15 protein-coding genes are annotated in these 17,385 nt (G+C 66.9%); 11 read left to right on the top strand and 4 right to left on the bottom strand.

The features are described from left to right. Positions 1-147 precede the first annotated feature (147 nt). The 7 genes from E1H18_RS10030 (at position 148) to E1H18_RS10000 (ending at position 7,351) form a co-directional block, all read left to right on the top strand. The gene (locus E1H18_RS10030) at positions 148-1,056 is read left to right on the top strand and encodes a pyruvate, water dikinase regulatory protein (protein WP_172267036.1); all 909 of its coding nucleotides are present in this window, start codon (positions 148-150) and stop codon (positions 1,054-1,056) included. Then, positions 1,053-1,646 (top strand): Maf family protein, encoded by a 594-nt coding sequence (locus E1H18_RS10025; RefSeq protein ID WP_172267033.1) that lies wholly within the window; start codon positions 1,053-1,055, stop codon positions 1,644-1,646. Before E1H18_RS10030 ends, E1H18_RS10025 begins: the two co-directional genes overlap by 4 nt. Next, complete coding sequence (gene aroE / locus E1H18_RS10020; protein WP_172267031.1) at positions 1,643-2,494, top strand: shikimate dehydrogenase; 852 nt, start codon at positions 1,643-1,645, stop codon at positions 2,492-2,494. Before E1H18_RS10025 ends, aroE begins: the two co-directional genes overlap by 4 nt. Before the next feature lies 1 nt (position 2,495). After that, positions 2,496-3,095 carry a dephospho-CoA kinase gene (coaE, locus tag E1H18_RS10015; RefSeq protein WP_172267029.1) on the top strand — a complete coding sequence of 200 codons (600 nt, stop codon included), beginning with the start codon at positions 2,496-2,498 and terminating at the stop codon, positions 3,093-3,095. 31 nt (positions 3,096-3,126) lie between these two features. Continuing rightward, a complete protein-coding gene (gene dnaQ / locus E1H18_RS10010) occupies positions 3,127-3,837 on the top strand; it encodes a DNA polymerase III subunit epsilon (protein ID WP_172267026.1) in 711 nt (236 codons plus the stop codon). Positions 3,838-3,950: 113 nt separating this feature from the next. Then, the gene (locus E1H18_RS10005) at positions 3,951-6,536 is read left to right on the top strand and encodes a TonB-dependent receptor (RefSeq protein WP_172267023.1); all 2,586 of its coding nucleotides are present in this window, start codon (positions 3,951-3,953) and stop codon (positions 6,534-6,536) included. A gap of 14 nt (positions 6,537-6,550) precedes the next feature. Continuing rightward, positions 6,551-7,351 carry a hypothetical protein gene (locus E1H18_RS10000; protein WP_172267020.1) on the top strand — a complete coding sequence of 267 codons (801 nt, stop codon included), beginning with the start codon at positions 6,551-6,553 and terminating at the stop codon, positions 7,349-7,351. On the opposite strand, the gene E1H18_RS09995 is transcribed toward E1H18_RS10000, so the two are convergent. From E1H18_RS09995 to murI, 4 genes are all read right to left on the bottom strand, one after another. Then, entirely contained in the window at positions 7,348-8,154 is an 807-nt protein-coding gene (locus tag E1H18_RS09995) for an exodeoxyribonuclease III (RefSeq protein WP_172267017.1), read from the bottom strand. The genes E1H18_RS10000 and E1H18_RS09995 overlap by 4 nt on opposite strands. 245 nt (positions 8,155-8,399) lie before the next feature. Beyond that, positions 8,400-9,038 carry an outer-membrane lipoprotein carrier protein LolA gene (locus E1H18_RS09990; RefSeq protein WP_172267014.1) on the bottom strand — a complete coding sequence of 213 codons (639 nt, stop codon included), beginning with the start codon at positions 9,036-9,038 and terminating at the stop codon, positions 8,400-8,402. A gap of 123 nt (positions 9,039-9,161) precedes the next feature. Continuing rightward, entirely contained in the window at positions 9,162-11,651 is a 2,490-nt protein-coding gene (locus tag E1H18_RS09985) for a DNA translocase FtsK 4TM domain-containing protein (RefSeq protein ID WP_172267011.1), read from the bottom strand. 131 nt (positions 11,652-11,782) lie between these two features. Next, the gene (gene murI, locus E1H18_RS09980; RefSeq protein WP_172267008.1) at positions 11,783-12,631 is read right to left on the bottom strand and encodes a glutamate racemase; all 849 of its coding nucleotides are present in this window, start codon (positions 12,629-12,631) and stop codon (positions 11,783-11,785) included. 124 nt (positions 12,632-12,755) lie between these two features. Between murI and E1H18_RS09975 the strand changes: the two genes are divergently transcribed. The 4 genes from E1H18_RS09975 to E1H18_RS09960 all read left to right on the top strand — a co-directional run bounded on the left by E1H18_RS09975 (position 12,756) and on the right by E1H18_RS09960 (position 17,375). Continuing rightward, on the top strand, positions 12,756-14,882 hold the full coding sequence (locus tag E1H18_RS09975) for a M3 family metallopeptidase (protein ID WP_172267005.1): 2,127 nt from the start codon (positions 12,756-12,758) through the stop codon (positions 14,880-14,882). A 75-nt stretch (positions 14,883-14,957) separates the two neighbouring features. Next, positions 14,958-15,908, top strand: coding sequence for a TraB/GumN family protein (locus E1H18_RS09970; protein ID WP_172267002.1), 951 nt, complete (start codon positions 14,958-14,960; stop codon positions 15,906-15,908). Between the two features lie 10 nt (positions 15,909-15,918). Continuing rightward, on the top strand, positions 15,919-16,449 hold the full coding sequence (locus E1H18_RS09965) for an SRPBCC family protein (RefSeq protein ID WP_172266999.1): 531 nt from the start codon (positions 15,919-15,921) through the stop codon (positions 16,447-16,449). Positions 16,450-16,532: 83 nt separating this feature from the next. Next, positions 16,533-17,375 (top strand): class I SAM-dependent methyltransferase, encoded by an 843-nt coding sequence (locus tag E1H18_RS09960; RefSeq protein ID WP_172266996.1) that lies wholly within the window; start codon positions 16,533-16,535, stop codon positions 17,373-17,375. Positions 17,376-17,385: the final 10 nt, after the last annotated feature.

The following is a 17,385-nucleotide window of genomic DNA, read 5'->3' as shown; positions in this document are numbered from 1 at the left end:
GTTTTGGACAACCAGGATTCAGAGTTCGGGGGATGCGGTGTCAGCCTGGGGATGGTACGCGAGCAATGCGACCGTTGATCACAGCGGCGCCGTGTCACGACGCCTCGGACCCCGTTTGGCGCCCAGGCGTCCCCAGGGGCGAGGCCATTGGTTAAGCAACCGTTAACGGATGATCCACAGGAAGGTCTGGCCGCGGGCGGCGAAGGCGAACGGCTTCCGCAGCGTTTTGCGACCTACTTCCACATCCATCTGGTGTCGGATTCCACGGGCGAGACCCTGAACGCCATGGCGCGTGCGGTCTGCGCCCGGTTCACCGACATCCTGCCTATCGAACACATCTACGCGCTTGTCCGTTCCACCCGGCAACTTGACCGGGCATTGGAGGAGATCGGCGGGGCGCCCGGCGTGGTGATGCACACCATCGTCGATCCGGGCCTGCGCGCGGCGCTGGAGGAAGGCTGCCGCAAGCTGGAGATGCCCTGCATCGCCGCCCTGGATCCGGTGATCAGCGCCATGTCGCGCTATCTGGGCGCGCGGATCTCGACCCGGGTGGGCGCCCAGCACGCCCTGACCAACGACTATTTCGACCGCATCGAGGCTTTGGACTACGCCATCGCCCATGATGACGGCCAGGGCGGACAGGACCTGACCCAGGCCGATGTTATCCTGGTCGGCGTGTCACGCACCTCCAAGACCCCGACCTGCATCTATCTGGCCCACCGGGGGGTGAGAGCCGCGAACGTGCCGCTGGTGCCGGGCCGGCCGCCGCCGCCCGAGCTGTTCGAGTTGAAGAACACCTTGATCGTCGGCCTGATCACCTCGCCCGATCGGCTGATCCAGATCCGCCGCAACCGCCTGCTCTCTCTCAAGGAGAATAGAGAAAGCGACTATGTGGACGGCGACGCCGTGCGGCAGGAGATCATCGCCGCTCGGCGCCTGTTCGAGCGAATGAACTGGCCGGTCATCGACATCACCCGTCGCTCGGTCGAGGAAACGGCCGCGGCGATTGTCAATCTGCTGTCGGGCGGCCGCGGCAAGGTCGAGGTCCTGGGATGACGCCCGTTACGCTCGCGTCGAAGAGTTCGGCGCGTCAGATGATCCTCAAGAACGCCGGCGTCGCCTTCGAGGCGGTCAGTCCTGGCGTCGACGAGGATGCGGCCAAGGCGGCCCTGCTCGCCGAAGAGGCCGTCCCGCGCGACATCGCCGACGCCCTGGCCGAGATGAAGGCGGTCAAGGTCTCGACCAAGCGTCCCGGCCTGGTGATCGGCGCCGACCAGACGCTGGATCTGAAGGGCAAGCTGTTCGACAAGGCCGAGACCCTGGCCCAGGCGCGCGAGCATCTTCTGGAACTGCGCGGTCAGACCCACAAGCTGCACTCGGCCGTGGTTGTGGCCCGCGACGGCCAGCCGATCTGGCGCATTGTCGAGACCGCCAAGCTGTCGGTGCGCCCGTTCAGCGAGGCCTGGCTCGACGCCTATATAGAGCGTCGCGGCGAAGCGCTGCTTTGGTCGGTCGGCTGTTACGAGCTGGAGAGCGAGGGCGTTCAGCTGTTCGACCAGGTCGACGGCGACTATTTCACCATTCTGGGCCTGCCGCTGATCGGCCTGCTCGACTTCCTGCGTCTTCACGGAGCCCTGGCGGCATGACGATTTCCGGAGCCGCCATCGTCGGCGGCGTGTGCGGCCAGCCGATCAAGCATTCGATGAGCCCTCTGATCCACAACGCCTGGATCCAGGCGGCGGGGCTGGACGCGGCCTATGTGCCGTTCGCGCCGGGCGCCGACAGCTTCGAGACCTTCGTGAACGGCTTCCGGGGCGGCGCAATCCGCGGTCTGAACGTCACCATCCCCTTCAAGGAACGGGCTCTGGCCGCCGCCGATCACGCCAGCGACCTGGCCAGGATGGCCGGAGCGGCGAACCTGCTGATCTTCGAGGCCGACGGCTCGATCCACGCCGACAATACCGATGGCCCCGGTTTGCTGGGCGCGATCGCCGAGCAGGCCAACGGTTTCGACGTCTCGGCCGCCCCGGTCGTGATCCTCGGCGCCGGCGGCGCGGCCCGCGGCGCGACGGCCGCCCTGTTGCTGGCCGATGCGCCGGAGGTGCGGATCGTCAACCGCACCGTGGCTCGCGGCCAGGAACTGGCCGATGCGTTCGGCGACAAGGTCGTGGCGGCCGGCGAGGCGGACCTCCCTGCCCTGCTCACGGACGCGGGTCTGATCATCAACGCCACCTCGCTGGGTCTCGGCGGCGGCGAGGGTCCGGCGGCGGATCTGAGCCTGACGCCCGAGACGGCCGTGGTCATGGACATGGTCTACAAGCCTCTGCGCACCGAGTTCCTGCAGCGCGCCGAGGCCGCCGGCCGTCGCACCGTCGATGGCCTGGAAATGCTGCTCCGCCAGGCGGTCCCGTCGTTCGAGCGGATGTTCGGCGTGGCGCCGCCGGCCGAAGTCGATGCGCGGGGCCTGCTGCTGCGCATCCTGGGCGAGGGCTGACATGCTGGTGCTGGGCCTGACCGGATCGATCGGCATGGGCAAGTCCACGACCGGGGCGATGTTCCAGGCCGAAGGCGTGCCGGTCTACGATTCCGACGCCGCCGTCCACGCGCTCTACGCCAGCGGCGGCGCGGCCGTGGCGCCGGTCGAGGCGGCCTTTCCGGGCGTGGTGGTCGACGGCGCCATCGATCGGGCCAAGCTCAGCGCCCGAGTCGTCGGCGATTCCGAAGCCCTGGCCAAGCTTGAGGCCATCGTCCACCCGCTGGTCGGCGGCCACCGGATCGGCTTCTTCGAGAAAGCCCAGGCCGAAGGCCACGAGATCGTCGTCCTCGACATCCCCCTCCTCTTCGAGACCGGCGGCGAGAAGAAGGTCGACAAGGTCGTGGTCGTTTCAGCCGCTGCCGACATCCAGCGCGCTCGCGTTCTGGCCCGACCTGAAATGACGCCGGAAAAATTCGAGGCGATCCTGGCTCGTCAGACCCCAGACGCTGAAAAGCGCGCCAGGGCGGACTTTGTGATCGATACGGGGCTAGGCCTCGATCACGCTCACCAGCAGGTCCGCGACCTTCTGACTCTGTTGAGAACTCCCGGCTCAGCTTGAAGACCGGCTCGAAGCGGCCCATTGAAGGGCCATGGCCCGGGAAATCATCCTCGACACCGAAACCACCGGCTTCGATCCGAAGACGGGCGACCGCTTGGTCGAAATCGGCTGCATCGAGGTGGTCGACTTCATGCCGACCGGCCGCTCGTTCCACGAATACTGCGATCCGCTGCGCGACATGCCGGCCGAGGCCGAGAAGGTCCACGGCCTTTCCAGCGCCTTCCTGACCGGCAAGCCCAAGTTCCACGAGATCGCCGACAAGTTCATCGATTTCGTCGGCGACAGTGTCGTGGTCGCCCACAACGCCGCCTTCGACCGATCGTTCGTCAATTTCGAACTGGAGAAGTGCGGTCGCGCGCCCCTGCCGGAAGAGCGCTGGATCGACACCCTGGCCATGGCCAAGAAGCGCTTTCCGGGCATGTACAACTCGCTCGACGCGCTGTGTAAGCGGTTCAAGATCAGCCTCGACAGCCGCGACAAGCACGGGGCGCTGATCGACTCGCACCTGCTGGCCGAGGTCTATCTGGAACTGCAGGGCGGCAAGGAACGCGCCCTGGAGCTGACCCATGTCGAGGCCCTGTCGGTCTCCGCCGCCGTCCAGGGTTCTTATGGGGCTCGCCCCCGTCCCCTGGCGCCGCGCTCGACCGACGCCGAGCGCGAGATCCACGCCGCCTGGATCCGCAAGAACCTCAAGGACCAGGCCTTGTGGATCAAGGCCGGCGTCGTCGCCGCCGAAGGTTAAGTCAGCGCAGCTCCGCAACCGTACGTGTACGTCGCATAACGTTGGTCTTTCCGACACCCTAACGTCGTCAACGCGCCCTATCGCCCAGCCATCAAGAACGCTGGAGGGGTCCCGTGTCGCACTTCGAAACCAAGAACCTGATCGTCGGCCTGCTGGCCACCAGCGCCCTGTGCGCGCCGGTCGCCGCCTTCGCCCAGGACTCGACCGACGTCGAGGCCGTGGTCATCACCGGCCAGCGTGAAGCGCAACGCGCCGCCATCGCGGTGAAACGCGAGGCCTTCGTGGTTTCGGACGTGGTCTCGGCCGACGATATCGGCAAGCTGCCCGACCACAACACCGCCGCCGCCCTGCGTCGCATTCCCGGCATTTCGGTGATGGAGGACCAGGGCGAGCCGCGCTTCCCGGTCATCCGCGGCCTGCGCTCGACCTATAACCGCACCACCATCGACGGCGCCCTGGTCGCCTCGGTCGACGAGAGCGGCCGCACCGTGCCGATGGACATCGTCCCCTCGGTGATGGCCGGCCGCCTGGAAGTCATCAAGACGGTGACGCCCGAGAACGACGGCAACGCCATTGGCGGCGTCATCAACGTCACCACCCGCAGCGCTTTCGACGCCAAGTCGCCGTTCTTCAACGGCATGGCTTCGTACGGCAAGTACGAGCGCGCCGGCGACGTGCGCAACGACAAGCCGTCTTATCGCCTGGCCTTCGCCGCCGGCCGCCGGTTCGGGGCCGAGGACCAGTGGGGCGTCGTGATCGGCGCTTCGCATGAGCAGCTGGACTACGACATCCCGCAGGTCGAGGCCGCCGATCCCAGCGTCCGCGAGTACAATGCGAGCGGCGCGCCTGTGGCGTCGGGCGCGGCGGCCGGCAACGGCATCCAGGTGCCGACCCAAGTGCGCCTGTTCTGGTACAACAACACCAAGCAGCGCAGCGGCGTGAACGCCAAGCTCGAATATCGTCCGACCGATACGTTCCGCTGGGACGCCTCGGTGCTGGCCTCGCGCATGGAAGACGACGAAGAGCGGATCGAGTACCGCATCGAGCCCCTCGGCAACGTCGCCAACCAGACCGCCACCTCGGGCTCGTTCGCCCGCGGCCGCGGCATCATCCAGCTGAACCAGCCGATCACCACCCGCGAGATCGGCCTGGCGCGCACCGGTTTCACGTGGAACTTCGCCAAGGGCTGGAACGCCTCGGGCGACCTCGTCTACTCGCTGGCCGGTCTGGACGTGCCGAACCACTCGGTCGAGTTCCGCACCGTCGACGCCCAGGGCGCCAACTACGCCTTCAATTACGACACCAAGAACCCGCTGTTCCCGACCTTCAACCCGGTCAACGAAGCGGCGATGCGCAACCCGGCCAACTATGTGCTGCAGCAGCACCGCGACGCGCTGACCAAGACCAACGAGACCACGACCCAGGCCCGCCTGGACCTGGCCTTCGACGATGATGCGGCCTGGACGCTGAAGTTCGGCGGCGTGTTGCGGGCCAGCGACCGTGATTTCCGCAACTCGCAGGTCAACTACCGCGCCGGTACGGGCTTCACCTACACCCTGGCCGAGGTCGACAAAGCGGGTCCCACCGAGCTGATCGCTGGCCGTTACCTTCTGAATCCGCGGATAGACGCCGGCGCGGCCATGGACTTCTTCAAGGCCAACCGCAGCCGCTTCACCACGACGGTCACGGCGCCGACCGGCAACTACGACGTCAGCGAAGACGTCCAGGCCGGCTATCTGCAAGGCAGCTATCGCTTCGGCGACCTGACCCTGCTGGGCGGTCTGCGCTACGAGCACACCAAGATCGAGTCCGACGCCGTCCGCAACACCGGCGGCGTGCTGACCCCGGTCTCCAACGATGGCAGCTACGGCAACTGGCTGCCCAGCGTGCACCTGCAATGGAAGCCGCGTCCGGACGTCATCGTCCGCGCCGCCTGGACCAACACCATCGGCCGTCCGGACTACGGTTCACTGGCTGCGACCGAGAACCTTTCCTTCGACGGCAGCCAGCCGACCCTGTCGCGAGGCAATCCCGGCCTGAAGGCCCGCGAGAGCGAGGGCTTCGACGTCTCGGTCGAGTTCTATCCGACCGACGGCATGGTCTCGCTGGCGCTGTTCTCCAAGGACATCAAGAACGAGATCTTCACCCTGTCCTCGAGCGAACAGCTAAACGTGGGTCGGGGCGTTGAGACCGTGCTGGTCTCGACCCCGCGCAACGCCGAGACGGCCAAGATCAAGGGCGTCGAATTCGCCGTGCAGCAGGCCTTCACCTTCCTGCCCGCGCCGTTCGACGGTTTCGGGTTCAACGGCAACGTCACCTGGCTGGACACCGAGTTCACGTTCCTGACCGCCAGCGGTCCGCGGGTCACCGGCCTGTTCCAGCAGCCTGAGATCACCACCAACGAGTCGATCTACTATCAGCGCGGTCCGTTCGAAGCCCGGGTCTCGCATAACTACATCGGCGGCCAGCTGGAGACGATCAACGACGCCAACGTCAATTCCGACCAGTACTGGAAGGGCCGCCACGTGTTCGACGCCAGCCTGTCCTGGCGCTTCAGCGATCACATCAGTGTCTTCGTCGAAGGGCAGAACCTGTCCAACACGGGTCGCCAGGAAGTGACTGGTCCCGGCCGCCGCTACCTGCAGGAATGGGCCAACTACGGTCGCACCTACTGGGTCGGCGCGGCGTTCAACTTCTAGGCGGAGATCCGGACATGACGATCGCCCTGCTCCTGGCGGCTGCCCTGCAAGCCGCGCCCGTTCCTGAACCCGCCCAAGCTGGGTTCGAGACGGTTCGCCGCTATGCCGGCAACGCCAGCCAGGGCGCGGCGGTCGGTCCCAAGGACGTCTATTCGGTCAGCAACTTCACGATCGTCCGCTTCGACAAGAAGACCGGCGAGAAGCGCGCCGAGTGGACGGGTCCCAAATCGCGCTTCCCGCACATCAACTCGTGCGCCCTGATCGGCGGCGAGCTGGTGTGCGCCAGCTCGAACTATCCGGCCGCGCCGCATGTCAGCACGGTTGAAATCTTTGATCCGATGACCCTGGCCCACAAGAAGAGCATCTCGCTGGGTCTGGGGACCGGCTCGGTGACCTGGGTGGATCGCAAGGACGGCTTCTGGTGGGCGATGTTCGCCAATTACGACGCCAAGGGCGGCGAGCCGCCGCGCGACCATCGCCACACTACCCTGGTCAAGTTCGACGACCAGTGGCGGCGACTGGAAGGCTGGGCCCTGCCGCCAACGATCCTGGAGCGCATCAAGCCGATGAGCATCTCGGGCGGCGGCTGGGGTCCGGACGGCCGGCTCTATCTGAGCGGCCACGATCTGCCGGAGGTCTATGTCGTGGGCCTGCCGATGGGCGGCGGCGTTCTGGACCACCTGGAGACCTTGCCGATGGAGGCCGAAGGCCAGGCCATCGACTGGGACGAGAGCGACAAGGGCATGCTGTACGGCATCACCCGCCGCACGCGGGAAATCCTGCAGATGAAGGCGCCGGCGTCGGTTCGGCGCTAGATCTTCAAATCGGCCGTCACCGGCGCGTGGTCGCTGGGGCGTTCCCATTCACGGACCGTGTCGTGGACGCGCGAGGAGACCTTGCCGTCCACGATCGCCGCATCGCGCAGGCCCGGGCTGGCCAGGATGTGATCCAGGCGCAGGCCGCGGTTGGACTTGCGGAAATCGGCGGCGCGATAGCTCCACCAGCTGAACAGCTTTTCGGGCTCGGGCGTGGCCAGGCGCGGCAGGTCCAGCAGGTCCATCGACTTGATCATCGCGTCGAAGGCTTCCAGCTCGGCCGGGGTATGGCTGACCACCTTCAGCATCTGGCGGTGGCTCCAGACGTCGTTTTCGCCGGGGGCGATGTTCAGGTCGCCGGTGACGATCAGCGGATCCTTGGGGTCACGTTTCTTCAGGGCGGCGGTCAGGGTCTCGTAGAAGTCCAGCTTGTGGTCGAACTTCGGATTGCCGATCCGGTCGGGCGTGTCGCCGCCCGCCGGAATGTAGAAGTTCTGGATGTCGACGCCGGCCACCTTGACCGCCACGCAGCGGGCGTGCCCCTCGCGGCAGTTCATCAGGGTCGGCACGTCTTCGAACGGCAGGCGCGAGGCGATGGCCACGCCGTGCCAGCCCTTCTGCCCGGCGATCTTGATGTGCTTGAGCCCCATGGCCTCGAAGGCCTCGCGCGGGAACTCGCCCTCCTGGCACTTGATCTCCTGCATGCACAGGACATCCGGCGCCTGCTCGTCGACGAAGCGGGCGGCCTGTTCGGCGCGGAGGCGGACGGAATTGACGTTCCAGGTGGCGATACGAAGGCGCATGGCGTGGCTCTAGCCTGGAAAGCCGAGCTGGAAAAGAAAAACGCCCCGGCTGCCTTGGCAGCCGGGGCGAAAGTCAGGTCTCTCATGCCGCCGCCGGGAGGGGATAGGTTCCGGCACGGTTCGCGAGGAGCGGGTCGGTCGCTCTTCGCCATGCGTGTTAAATATGCCACGTCAAAACTTTTAGTCAAGCGCCTATACGCTTGATTCTTGCATGTTGTGAGAATGTCACAAAACGCGGACCACGCTTAGCGTCCCGCTGTGCGGCGCGGGTCGGTCAGTTCGAACAGCTGCGGATCCAGCGCCGACGTCGAGCCGAAGTCGCTGAGTCGCACGCGGGTCTGGCCGCCCTTCACGTCGGTGATCGTCCAGCCCATCAGGCCGACGGGACCGTTGGAGAAATCGATGGTGATCTTGCCCAGCGCCTGGCGACGATCGTCCTGAGCCACGATGGTGAAGCCATCGGCCAGGGGGCGCACGTCGGTGATCACCACGCCGCGGTCCAGCCGCACTTCGCGGGCCAGCAGCAGGTTCAGCGGCGTCTTGCTGAGCGGATAGCTGGAGAAGGTCTTCAGCCGGCTGTCGAAGATGTTGACGTTCTTGCCGTTCGACACGACCAGCAAGCCGGCCGGCGGATCATAGGCGAAGCGGGCCTTGCCCGGGCGCTGCAGATAGAGCGTGCCTTGCGTGACCGTGCCGCGGGCGTCGGTCTGCACGAAGCGTCCCTTGGCCGAGCTAAGATTCTGGATATAGGCCGTGGCCTTGTCCAACTGGGCCTGCTGCTCGGGCGACAGCTTGGCGGGAACAGGACGGCCTTGCTGGGCCAGGGCCGGTGAAGCGAGGGCGGCGGCCAGGCCGGCCGCCAGAAGGATACGGCGATTGGTCATGCAGACTCCTTAAGCCCAACCTTGGCCTGCGCGAAGGCCGCTGCAAGGCCATTTTCCGGCGCTCCGATGAAGCGCCGTTCAGGTTGAGAGCGATGGGAACGCACTGTCCACGGTGAAGGTTGCCTACAGCGGCGGCGGGGGCGGAGCCAGGATCTCGCGCTTGCCGGCGTGGTTGGCGGCGCCGACGACGCCTTCCTTCTCCATCCGCTCCATCAGCGAGGCGGCGCGGTTGTAGCCGATCTGCAGGCGGCGCTGGATGTAGCTGGTCGAGGCCTTTCGGTCGCGGGTGACCACGGCCACGGCGTGGTCGTAGAGATCGTTGGCGCCGCCCTCGCCGGAGAACGCGCCCTCGACGGCCTCCTCCTGCTCCTCGTCGCCGCCGGCGGTGACTTCTTCCAGGTATTGCGGAATGCCCTGGTCGCGCAGGAACTTGGCGACCTGCTCCACCTCGCCGTCGGAAACAAACGGACCATGCAGGCGGGTGATGCGGCCGCCGCCGGCCATGTACAGCATGTCGCCCTGCCCCAGCAGCTGCTCGGCGCCCTGCTCGCCCAGGATGGTGCGGGCGTCGATCTTCGAGGTGACCTGGAAGCTGATCCGGGTCGGGAAGTTGGCCTTGATGGTGCCGGTGATGACGTCGACCGACGGGCGCTGGGTAGCCATGATCAGGTGGATGCCGGCGGCGCGGGCCATCTGGGCCAGACGCTGCACGGCGCCTTCGATGTCCTTGCCGGCCACCATCATCAGGTCGGCGACCTCGTCGATGACCACGACCAGATAGGGCATGGCCTCGGGACGGATCTGCTCGGTCTCGTAGATCGGGCGGCCCGCGTCGTCGAAGCCGGTCTGGACGGTGCGCTCGAAGTGCTCGCCCTTCTCCAGCGCTTCGTTGGCCTTCTCGTTGTAGCCGGCGATGTTGCGCACGCCGATCTTGGACATCCGGCGATAGCGGTCCTCCATCTCGCGCACGGTCCACTTCAGGGCCACGACGGCCTTCTTGGGATCGGTGACGACGGGGGCCAGCAGGTGCGGGATGCCGTCATAGACCGACAGTTCCAGCATCTTGGGATCGACCATGATGAAGCGGCACTTCTCGGGCGGCAGCTTGTACAGGATCGACAGGATCATGGCGTTGACGCCGACCGACTTGCCCGAACCGGTCGTACCGGCGATCAGCAGGTGGGGCATCTTGGCCAGGTCGGCGATGTAGGGCTCGCCGCCGATGGTCTCGCCCAGGGCCATGGGCAGGATCTGGCTGGCCTTCTCGTAGTCGGCGCTGGACAGCAGGTCGCGCAGATAGACCGTCTCGCGCTTGGAGTTCGGCATTTCGATGCCGATGGCGTTGCGGCCCTGGGCCACCGCGACGCGGCACGAGATCACGCTCATCGAGCGGGCGATGTCGTCGGCCAGCGCTACGACGCGGGCGGTCTTCACGCCCGGAGCCGGCACCAGCTCGTACATGGTCACGACGGGGCCGGGCCGGATCTGGTCGATCTGGCCCTTCACGCCGAACTCGGCCAGCACGCTTTCCAGCAGGCGGGCGTTCTGGCGCAGCGAGGCGGCGTCCACCTCCGACGAGCGCGGCTTGGACTTGGCCAGCATGGCCAGTTCCGGCAACTGGAAGCCGTCTTCCTCGTCGAAGTCGAAGGTCTTCTGCTGTTCGCGCAGTTCGCGGCCCGACTCCTTGGCCGGCGCCTTGGGCTTGGCGATCGCCATCGGGCGGGCGTCCAGCATGTCCTCGAACTCGTCCTCGTCGCTTTGCGGCGGCGGGGGCGTGTAGGCGCGCTCCGGGGGAGCAGCGCGCGCGACCTGCGGCGCGGGCGCGGCGATCTGAGTCTCGCCGTCGAAGGCGTCGTCATCGGCTTCCAGCGGCGGCAGGCGGCCGGGGCGCTCGCGGCGCGGCGCGGGCTCGGCTTTTTCCTTCTTCACGCGGGCAGGCTTGGCGACGGGGGCGGGCGCCGGTTCGGGCTCGGCGCGCATGCGCGGCTGCAGGGCGTTGCTGACCGCGGCGTGGATGGCGTCGGGATCAACCTCGCGCACGCCGATCGCGAAGCCCAAGGCGACGATGGCTGCGATGGCGAACAGGATGGCGGCGATGATGTTGGCGCCGGGAATGTGGGCGAAGTTGAGGATGCCGCCTACCATGTGCAGCAGGCCGTCACCCCAGAAGCCGCCCAGGCCCTTTTCCAGCTGCCATATCGCCGGCGGCGGCGGTGCGGCCAGGGCGGCCGACAGCGCCAGCAGGCCCAGGGCGCCGACGCCGGCGCGTTGGCGCAGGTCCTTGCGCTCGGCGTCCGGATCGGCCTGGGCCACGCGGGTGACGCCGAACACCAGCATCAGCAGGGCCACGCCCCAGCCCGACAGGCCCAGCGATTGCATCAAGAGATCGGCGATGGCGGCGCCCGGCCCGCCCAGGGCGTTGCGGGCCGGCTCGCCGGTGGCGGCGTTGAAGCTGGGATCGGTGGCGTTGTAGGTGGCGATGGCCAGCAGCAGCCCCGCCCCGATCACCGTGACGACACCGCCCCGGAACCGGGCCGTCCAGGGCTGGACCCAGCCGTAACGGAACGCATCCCACAGGAGCTCCGTCGTGGATCGCCGCGCGGCTCGCGCCATGGGTAGTCTCCGAACTCAACTTCGTATGCCTCGACCCTGCGCAAACAGGGCGAACCGCGATGTTGTGCCCGAAGAGCGTTAAGAGGCGTTTACGGCGTTCGTCAGGAAACGATTCAGAATGTCGCGGCGCCTCAGGCTGCGTCGAACGTGAGCGGGCCGCCCCAGAACCCCTGCACCAAGCCGTTCTGCGGTCCCGGCGTTCCGGTCGTCAGGAACACCCGGCTGCCGCTGGTTCCTTGAACGTAGTCCGGATGGCGCTCCAGATAGAGCTCCAGGGCGTCGGCGGTTGAAGCCGGTTGCTGGATCAGCGGGGTGCCGGCCGGGAGGGCGGCGCGGAAGATGTCGGCGATGATCTCGTAGTGGGTGCAGCCCAGCACCACGCGGTCGGGGAAGCGGCCGATGCGCGCCTTCAGGGTTTGAACGTGCGCTTCGACGGCCTTGGCCAGTTCGACGGCGCTGGCGTCGCCCTCGATCAGCGGCACCAGCTCCGGGCAGGGCTCGGAGAACACCGCCAGGTCCTGCTTTCGCTTGTCGATCTCGATTTCGTAGACCCGCGAGCGAACCGTGGCCTGGGTGGCGAAGACCCCCAGGATGTCCAGCTGCTCGACCTTCTCGCCGCGGCGCTCGGCCTCGTGCTCCCAGGGCAGGCCCGTGGCCGCCTCGATGGTCGGCACGATGATGCCCAGGATGTTGACGGGACGACCAACCTGATTGCGATAACCCGGCAGCCAGGTCTGCTGCAGGCGGCGCAGGGCGATGGCCGAGGCGGTGTTGCAGGCCAGGACGACCAGACTGGCGCCGCGTTCGAACAGGCGGATGCACCCGGCCTTGGTCAACTCGACGATCTCCTCGCCGGTCCGCACGCCATAGGGGGCGTTGGCCTGGTCGGCCAGATAGGTGAAATCCGCCTGGGGCAGGCGGTGCACGAGGGCGCGGTGGACCGTCAGGCCGCCCACGCCGGAGTCGAAGACGCCGATCATGGAGGGATGATTTAGACCCACCCACGGCTTCCGTCCACGCACTCCGGAAGGTTACGGTGCTGTCATGTGACGCGACCGGCCCCATATCCTAGGGTCGAGCGCAAATTCCCACCGGAGACACTCCGTGCAACGTCGCACCTTCCTCGCTTCGGCCGCCGCCACCGGCGCCGCCGTCGCCCTCAATCCGAGCTTGTCCATGGCCCAAGGCGCCAATCCCCTCACGGCCAAATGGGTTGGCCCCTATGGCGGCGTGCCGGCCTTCGACAAGGTCAAGGTCGCTGATTTCAAGCCGGCGCTGGAAGAGGCCATGGCCAAGAACCTGGCCGAGATCGACGCCATCACCCGCCATCGGGCCGCCTCGACCTTCGAAACCGTGATCGCGCCGCTGGAAGACTCCGGCCGCATGCTGAACGACGTCTCGACCTTCTACGGCATCTGGGGCTCGACCATGAGCACGCCGGAATTCCAGGCCGTCGAAGAGGAGATGGATCCCAAGCTGTCGGCCCACAACGACAAGATCACCCAGAACGCCGCGCTCTTCGCTCGCATCGAGGCGGTCTACAACTCGCCGGACAAGGCCAAGCTGACGCCCGAGCAGCAGCGTGTGCTGTGGATCTACTACCGCAACTTCGTGCGCGCCGGCGCCAAGCTGAGCCCCGAAGCCAAGGCCCGCGTCGCGGCGATCAACACCGAGCTGGCCGGCCTCTTCACCAAGTTCAGCCAGAACCTGCTGGCTGACGAGAACACCTGGATCGAGCTTTCGGACGCCGACCTCGCCGGCCTGCCCGAGGGCCTGAAGGCCGCCGCCGCTTCGAACGCGACGGCGCGCAAGCTTCCGGGCAAGTACATCGTCGTCAACACCCGCTCCAGCGTTGATCCGTTCCTGACCGAGAGTCCGGTGCGCGCGGCTCGCGAGAAGGTGTGGAAGGCCTTCGTCAATCGCGGCGACAACGGCGGCGCGACCGACAACAACGCCATCATTTCGAAGATCCTGAAGCTGCGCGTCGAGCGCGCCAAGCTGCTGGGCTACAAGACCCACGCCCACTGGCGCCTGGAAACGGCCATGGCCAAGACGCCCGAGAACGCCATGGCGCTGATGGAGGCGGTGTGGACCCCGGCCATCGCCCAGGTCGCCATCGATGTCGCCGACATGCAGGCGATCATCGACAAGGAAAAGGGTGGCTTCACTCTGGAGCCCTGGGACTACCGCTTCTACGCCGAGAAGGTCCGCAAGGCGAAGTACGACCTCGATATGAACGAGGTGAAGCCCTACCTGCAGCTGGACAAGCTGCGCGAGGGCATGTTCTGGGCCTCGGGTCAGCTGTACGGCTTCGAGTACAAGAAAATCGAAGGCCTGCCCGTCTATCACGAGGACGTCACGGTCTATGAGGTCACCCGCGCCGGCAAGCATGTCGGCCTCTGGTACTTCGACCCCTATGCCCGTCCCGGCAAGCGCTCGGGCGCCTGGATGAACAACTACCGCACCCAGGAGCGCTTCAAGGGCGAGATCACCACGATCGTCTCCAACAACTCCAACTTCATCAAGGGCAAGCCCGGCGAGCCGGTGCTGATCTCGTGGGACGACGCCACCACCCTGTTCCACGAGTTCGGCCACGCCATCCACGGCCTGAACGCCAACGCCACCTATCCGTCGGTGTCGGGCACGTCCGTGGCCCGCGACTATGTCGAGTTCCCCAGCCAGCTGAACGAGCACTGGCTGCCGACGCCGCAGGTGCTGAGCCAGTTCGCGCTGCACGAAAAGACCGGCCAGCCGATCCCGCAGGCCCTGGTCGCCAAGATCGAGGCCGCCGACAAGTTCGGTCAGGGCTTCGATACGACCGAGTATCTGGCCAGCGCCCTGATCGACATGAAGCTGCACCTGGCCGGCGACGTGACGATCGACCCGGACGCCTTCGAGCGTGACGAGCTGGCCAAGCTGAACATGCCCAAGCAGATCGTCATGCGTCACCGCACGCCGCAGTTCGGTCACGTGTTCTCCAGCGATGGCTATTCGGCCGGCTACTACAGCTATCTGTGGGCCGACACCCTGACCGCCGACGCGGCCGAAGCCTTCGCCGAGGCGCCGGGCAAGTTCTACGACAAGGCTGTCGCCAAGCGCCTCTATGAGGACATCATGTCGAAGGGCAACACGGTCGACCCGGTCGACCAGTTCAAGGCCTTCCGCGGCCGCGACGTGAAGATCGGCGCCCTGATGCGCAAGCGCGGCTTCCCGGTTCCGCCAGGGGCCTAAGGGCTGAAGCGCCCTCTCCCATTTGGGAGAGGGCGCGCCACGGACTAGAACTATCGCGGGGCTGAAGGAGTTTCGATGTCGACTGCCCTAGCCCTCGCCCTGGCGCTTCAGGTCGCGCCCACCGTCGATCTTGGCCAGGCTCCCGCGCAGGACGAAAGCGCGGTGGTCGCCGAGCTGACCGTGGTCGCCAAGCCGCGCGGTCCCGCCATCTGGTTGGTCGAGCAAGGTGACTCCAAGCTTTACATCCTGGGCTCGGCCAATCCCCTGCCCCATCGCCTGAAGTGGGACAGCCCCCGCCTCAACAAGGCGCTGGACAAGGCCAGCCTGGTGCTGGTCCCGCCGGAAGCCTCGGTCGGCGTGACCCAGGTGGCCGGCTTCATCCTGAAATTCGGCGGCGGCCTGCGCCAGCCGCTGGGCAAGTCGCTGGAGAACGAACTGCCGGCCGACCTGCGCGCGCGTTTCGTCGCCGCGCGCGAGCAGGCGCGTAAGAGCGCCGGCGAGTACAAGAACTGGAAGCCGGCCGTGGCGGGGTTCCTGCTTTTGTCTGACCTCCGTCAAGCCGCTGGCTTGTCCGAAGCCAAGCCGGTCAGCACGATCGAGCGCATGGCCAAGGCCCGCAAGCTCAAGGTCAAGGCCGTCGGCCAGTACCGGATGAGCGCCGTGACCACGATCGCCTCCAAGCTCTCGCCGGAGGATCAGCTCTACTGCCTCCGCGTGGCCCTGGACGAGATCGCCTATGACGCCGCCCACTCGACGACCATTGGCCAGGACTGGGCCGAGGGCGATCTGGCCTCCGTGCGGGCCCGCTATCGCGCCAGCGGCGTGCAGCGCTGCCTGACCCGCGCACCGGGTGGCCCCGCCCTTCTGGAGAAGGGCGTCGACCAGACCACCGACGCAATGACCGAAGCCCTCAAGCGTCCCGGCGTCACCGTGGCGGTGGTCGACCTGGGCTTCCTGCTGCCGGGCAATGGGGTGCTTGATCGCCTGAAGGCGGGCGGGGCGACCGTGAGCTCGCCGATCGAATAGGAGACGCGCCATGAAGACGATGCCGATCTGCGTTGGAGCCGCCCTCGCCTTCCTGGTGCTGACGGGCGCCGTGCGGGCCGAGGTGGTCGAGGCCCAACCCAACGGCTTCGAAGTTCGTCATGTGGCGGTGGTCGAGGCCCCGGCTGCGGTGGTCTGGGCCACGCTGCTGCAGCCGTCGAAATGGTGGTCGTCGGACCATACCTGGTCAGGCTCGGCCGCCAATCTGTCGCTGGCCGCGGCCTCGGGCGGCTGCTTCTGCGAGCGCCTGCCCAATGGCGGCTCGGTCCTCCACATGACCACGGTGCACGCCGTGCCGAACCAGAAGCTGGTGCTGACCGGCGGCCTGGGCCCGCTGCAGAGCTCTGGCGCGTCCGGGGCCCTGACCGTGCAACTGGCGGAAGCGGCCGGACGCACCACAGTGACTTTCACCTATGACGTCGGGGGCTGGTTCAAGGGCGGCCTCGACAAGATCGCTGCGCCGGTCGACGGCGTGCTCGGGCAGCAGATCGCGGGCCTGAAACGAGCAGCCGAGGTCCGATAGCGGCTCAACGTAAGCTTACGCTGGTTGTGATGCTCAGTTTGCGGTAGATCGCACGGAAGCTGCTACACAATCTTGGGTAGGTCATGACGACGACGCTGAAGTGGGCGACCAGCCTGCTGCCGCCGGTCCTGCGCCGGACGGCGTCTGGGGCGTATCTCGACCTCAAGAGCCTGCCGGACCGTATCCGCGACCCGTCGCGTTGGCGCGAGCCCTGGCAGGTCGTGCACAATGTCGGCGGCGGCGACTTCGAGAAGGCCGGACAGCAGAACCTGGGCTTCCTGATCGAACATGCGGGTCTGACCCCGGCCATGTGCGTGCTGGATATCGGTTGCGGTACGGGCCGCATGGCTGCGCCGCTGCTGGACTACCTGGAGCCCGGCGCAGGCTATGTCGGCTTCGACGTTTCGAGGGCCGCTGTTTCGGCATGTCGCAAACGGTTCGGCGCGCGGCGCGACGACTTCCGCTTCATCCACGTCGATGTCCGTAACGGCGAGTATCGCGCGGCCGGCGCCATCGAGGAGACCGCCCTCGCCTTTCCCGCCAACGACGGCGAAATCGATGTCGCTCTGGCGACCTCGGTGTTCAGCCACATGCGGCTGGAGTCGATCAGGCACTATCTCGACGAGACCTGCCGCGTGCTGAAGCCCGGCGGCCGCTTCATGTTCACCGCCTTCGCCCTGACCGCCGATCGTGTGGCGGCGATCGCCGAGGGCCAGGCGGCGCTGGCGTTCCAGCCTTGGGAAGGCGGCGCGATGGTCGTCGATCCCCGCTCGCCCGAACGCGCCATCGCCCATCCGCTGGAAGCGCTGGAGGCCGCGGTGCGCGAGGCCGGCTTCTCCCTGCCCGCTGGCGCGATCTTTGGCGGCTGGTTGCCGCCCACCCAGTACGCCGGCGGCCAGGACCTGTTCGTGGCGCTCAAGCCCTAGATGCAAGAAC

Source organism: Caulobacter sp. RHG1, assembly GCF_013181195.1.
Lineage (GTDB): Bacteria > Pseudomonadota > Alphaproteobacteria > Caulobacterales > Caulobacteraceae > Caulobacter.
Note: the sequence above shows the minus strand (reverse complement) of the source record. Positions and strands in the feature narration are given on the sequence as shown.

Coding starts and splice junctions, on each gene's coding strand:
- E1H18_RS09965 (WP_172266999.1), top strand. CDS start 15,919: ATGAAGACGATGCCGATCTGCGTTGGAGCCGCCCTCGCCTTCCTGGTG.
- E1H18_RS09995 (WP_172267017.1), bottom strand. CDS start 8,154: ATGCGCCTTCGTATCGCCACCTGGAACGTCAATTCCGTCCGCCTCCGC.
- coaE (WP_172267029.1), top strand. CDS start 2,496: ATGCTGGTGCTGGGCCTGACCGGATCGATCGGCATGGGCAAGTCCACG.
- E1H18_RS09970 (WP_172267002.1), top strand. CDS start 14,958: ATGTCGACTGCCCTAGCCCTCGCCCTGGCGCTTCAGGTCGCGCCCACC.
- murI (WP_172267008.1), bottom strand. CDS start 12,631: ATGATCGGCGTCTTCGACTCCGGCGTGGGCGGCCTGACGGTCCACCGC.
- E1H18_RS09985 (WP_172267011.1), bottom strand. CDS start 11,651: ATGGCGCGAGCCGCGCGGCGATCCACGACGGAGCTCCTGTGGGATGCG.
- dnaQ (WP_172267026.1), top strand. CDS start 3,127: ATGGCCCGGGAAATCATCCTCGACACCGAAACCACCGGCTTCGATCCG.
- E1H18_RS10025 (WP_172267033.1), top strand. CDS start 1,053: ATGACGCCCGTTACGCTCGCGTCGAAGAGTTCGGCGCGTCAGATGATC.
- E1H18_RS10000 (WP_172267020.1), top strand. CDS start 6,551: ATGACGATCGCCCTGCTCCTGGCGGCTGCCCTGCAAGCCGCGCCCGTT.
- aroE (WP_172267031.1), top strand. CDS start 1,643: ATGACGATTTCCGGAGCCGCCATCGTCGGCGGCGTGTGCGGCCAGCCG.
- E1H18_RS09990 (WP_172267014.1), bottom strand. CDS start 9,038: ATGACCAATCGCCGTATCCTTCTGGCGGCCGGCCTGGCCGCCGCCCTC.
- E1H18_RS09960 (WP_172266996.1), top strand. CDS start 16,533: ATGACGACGACGCTGAAGTGGGCGACCAGCCTGCTGCCGCCGGTCCTG.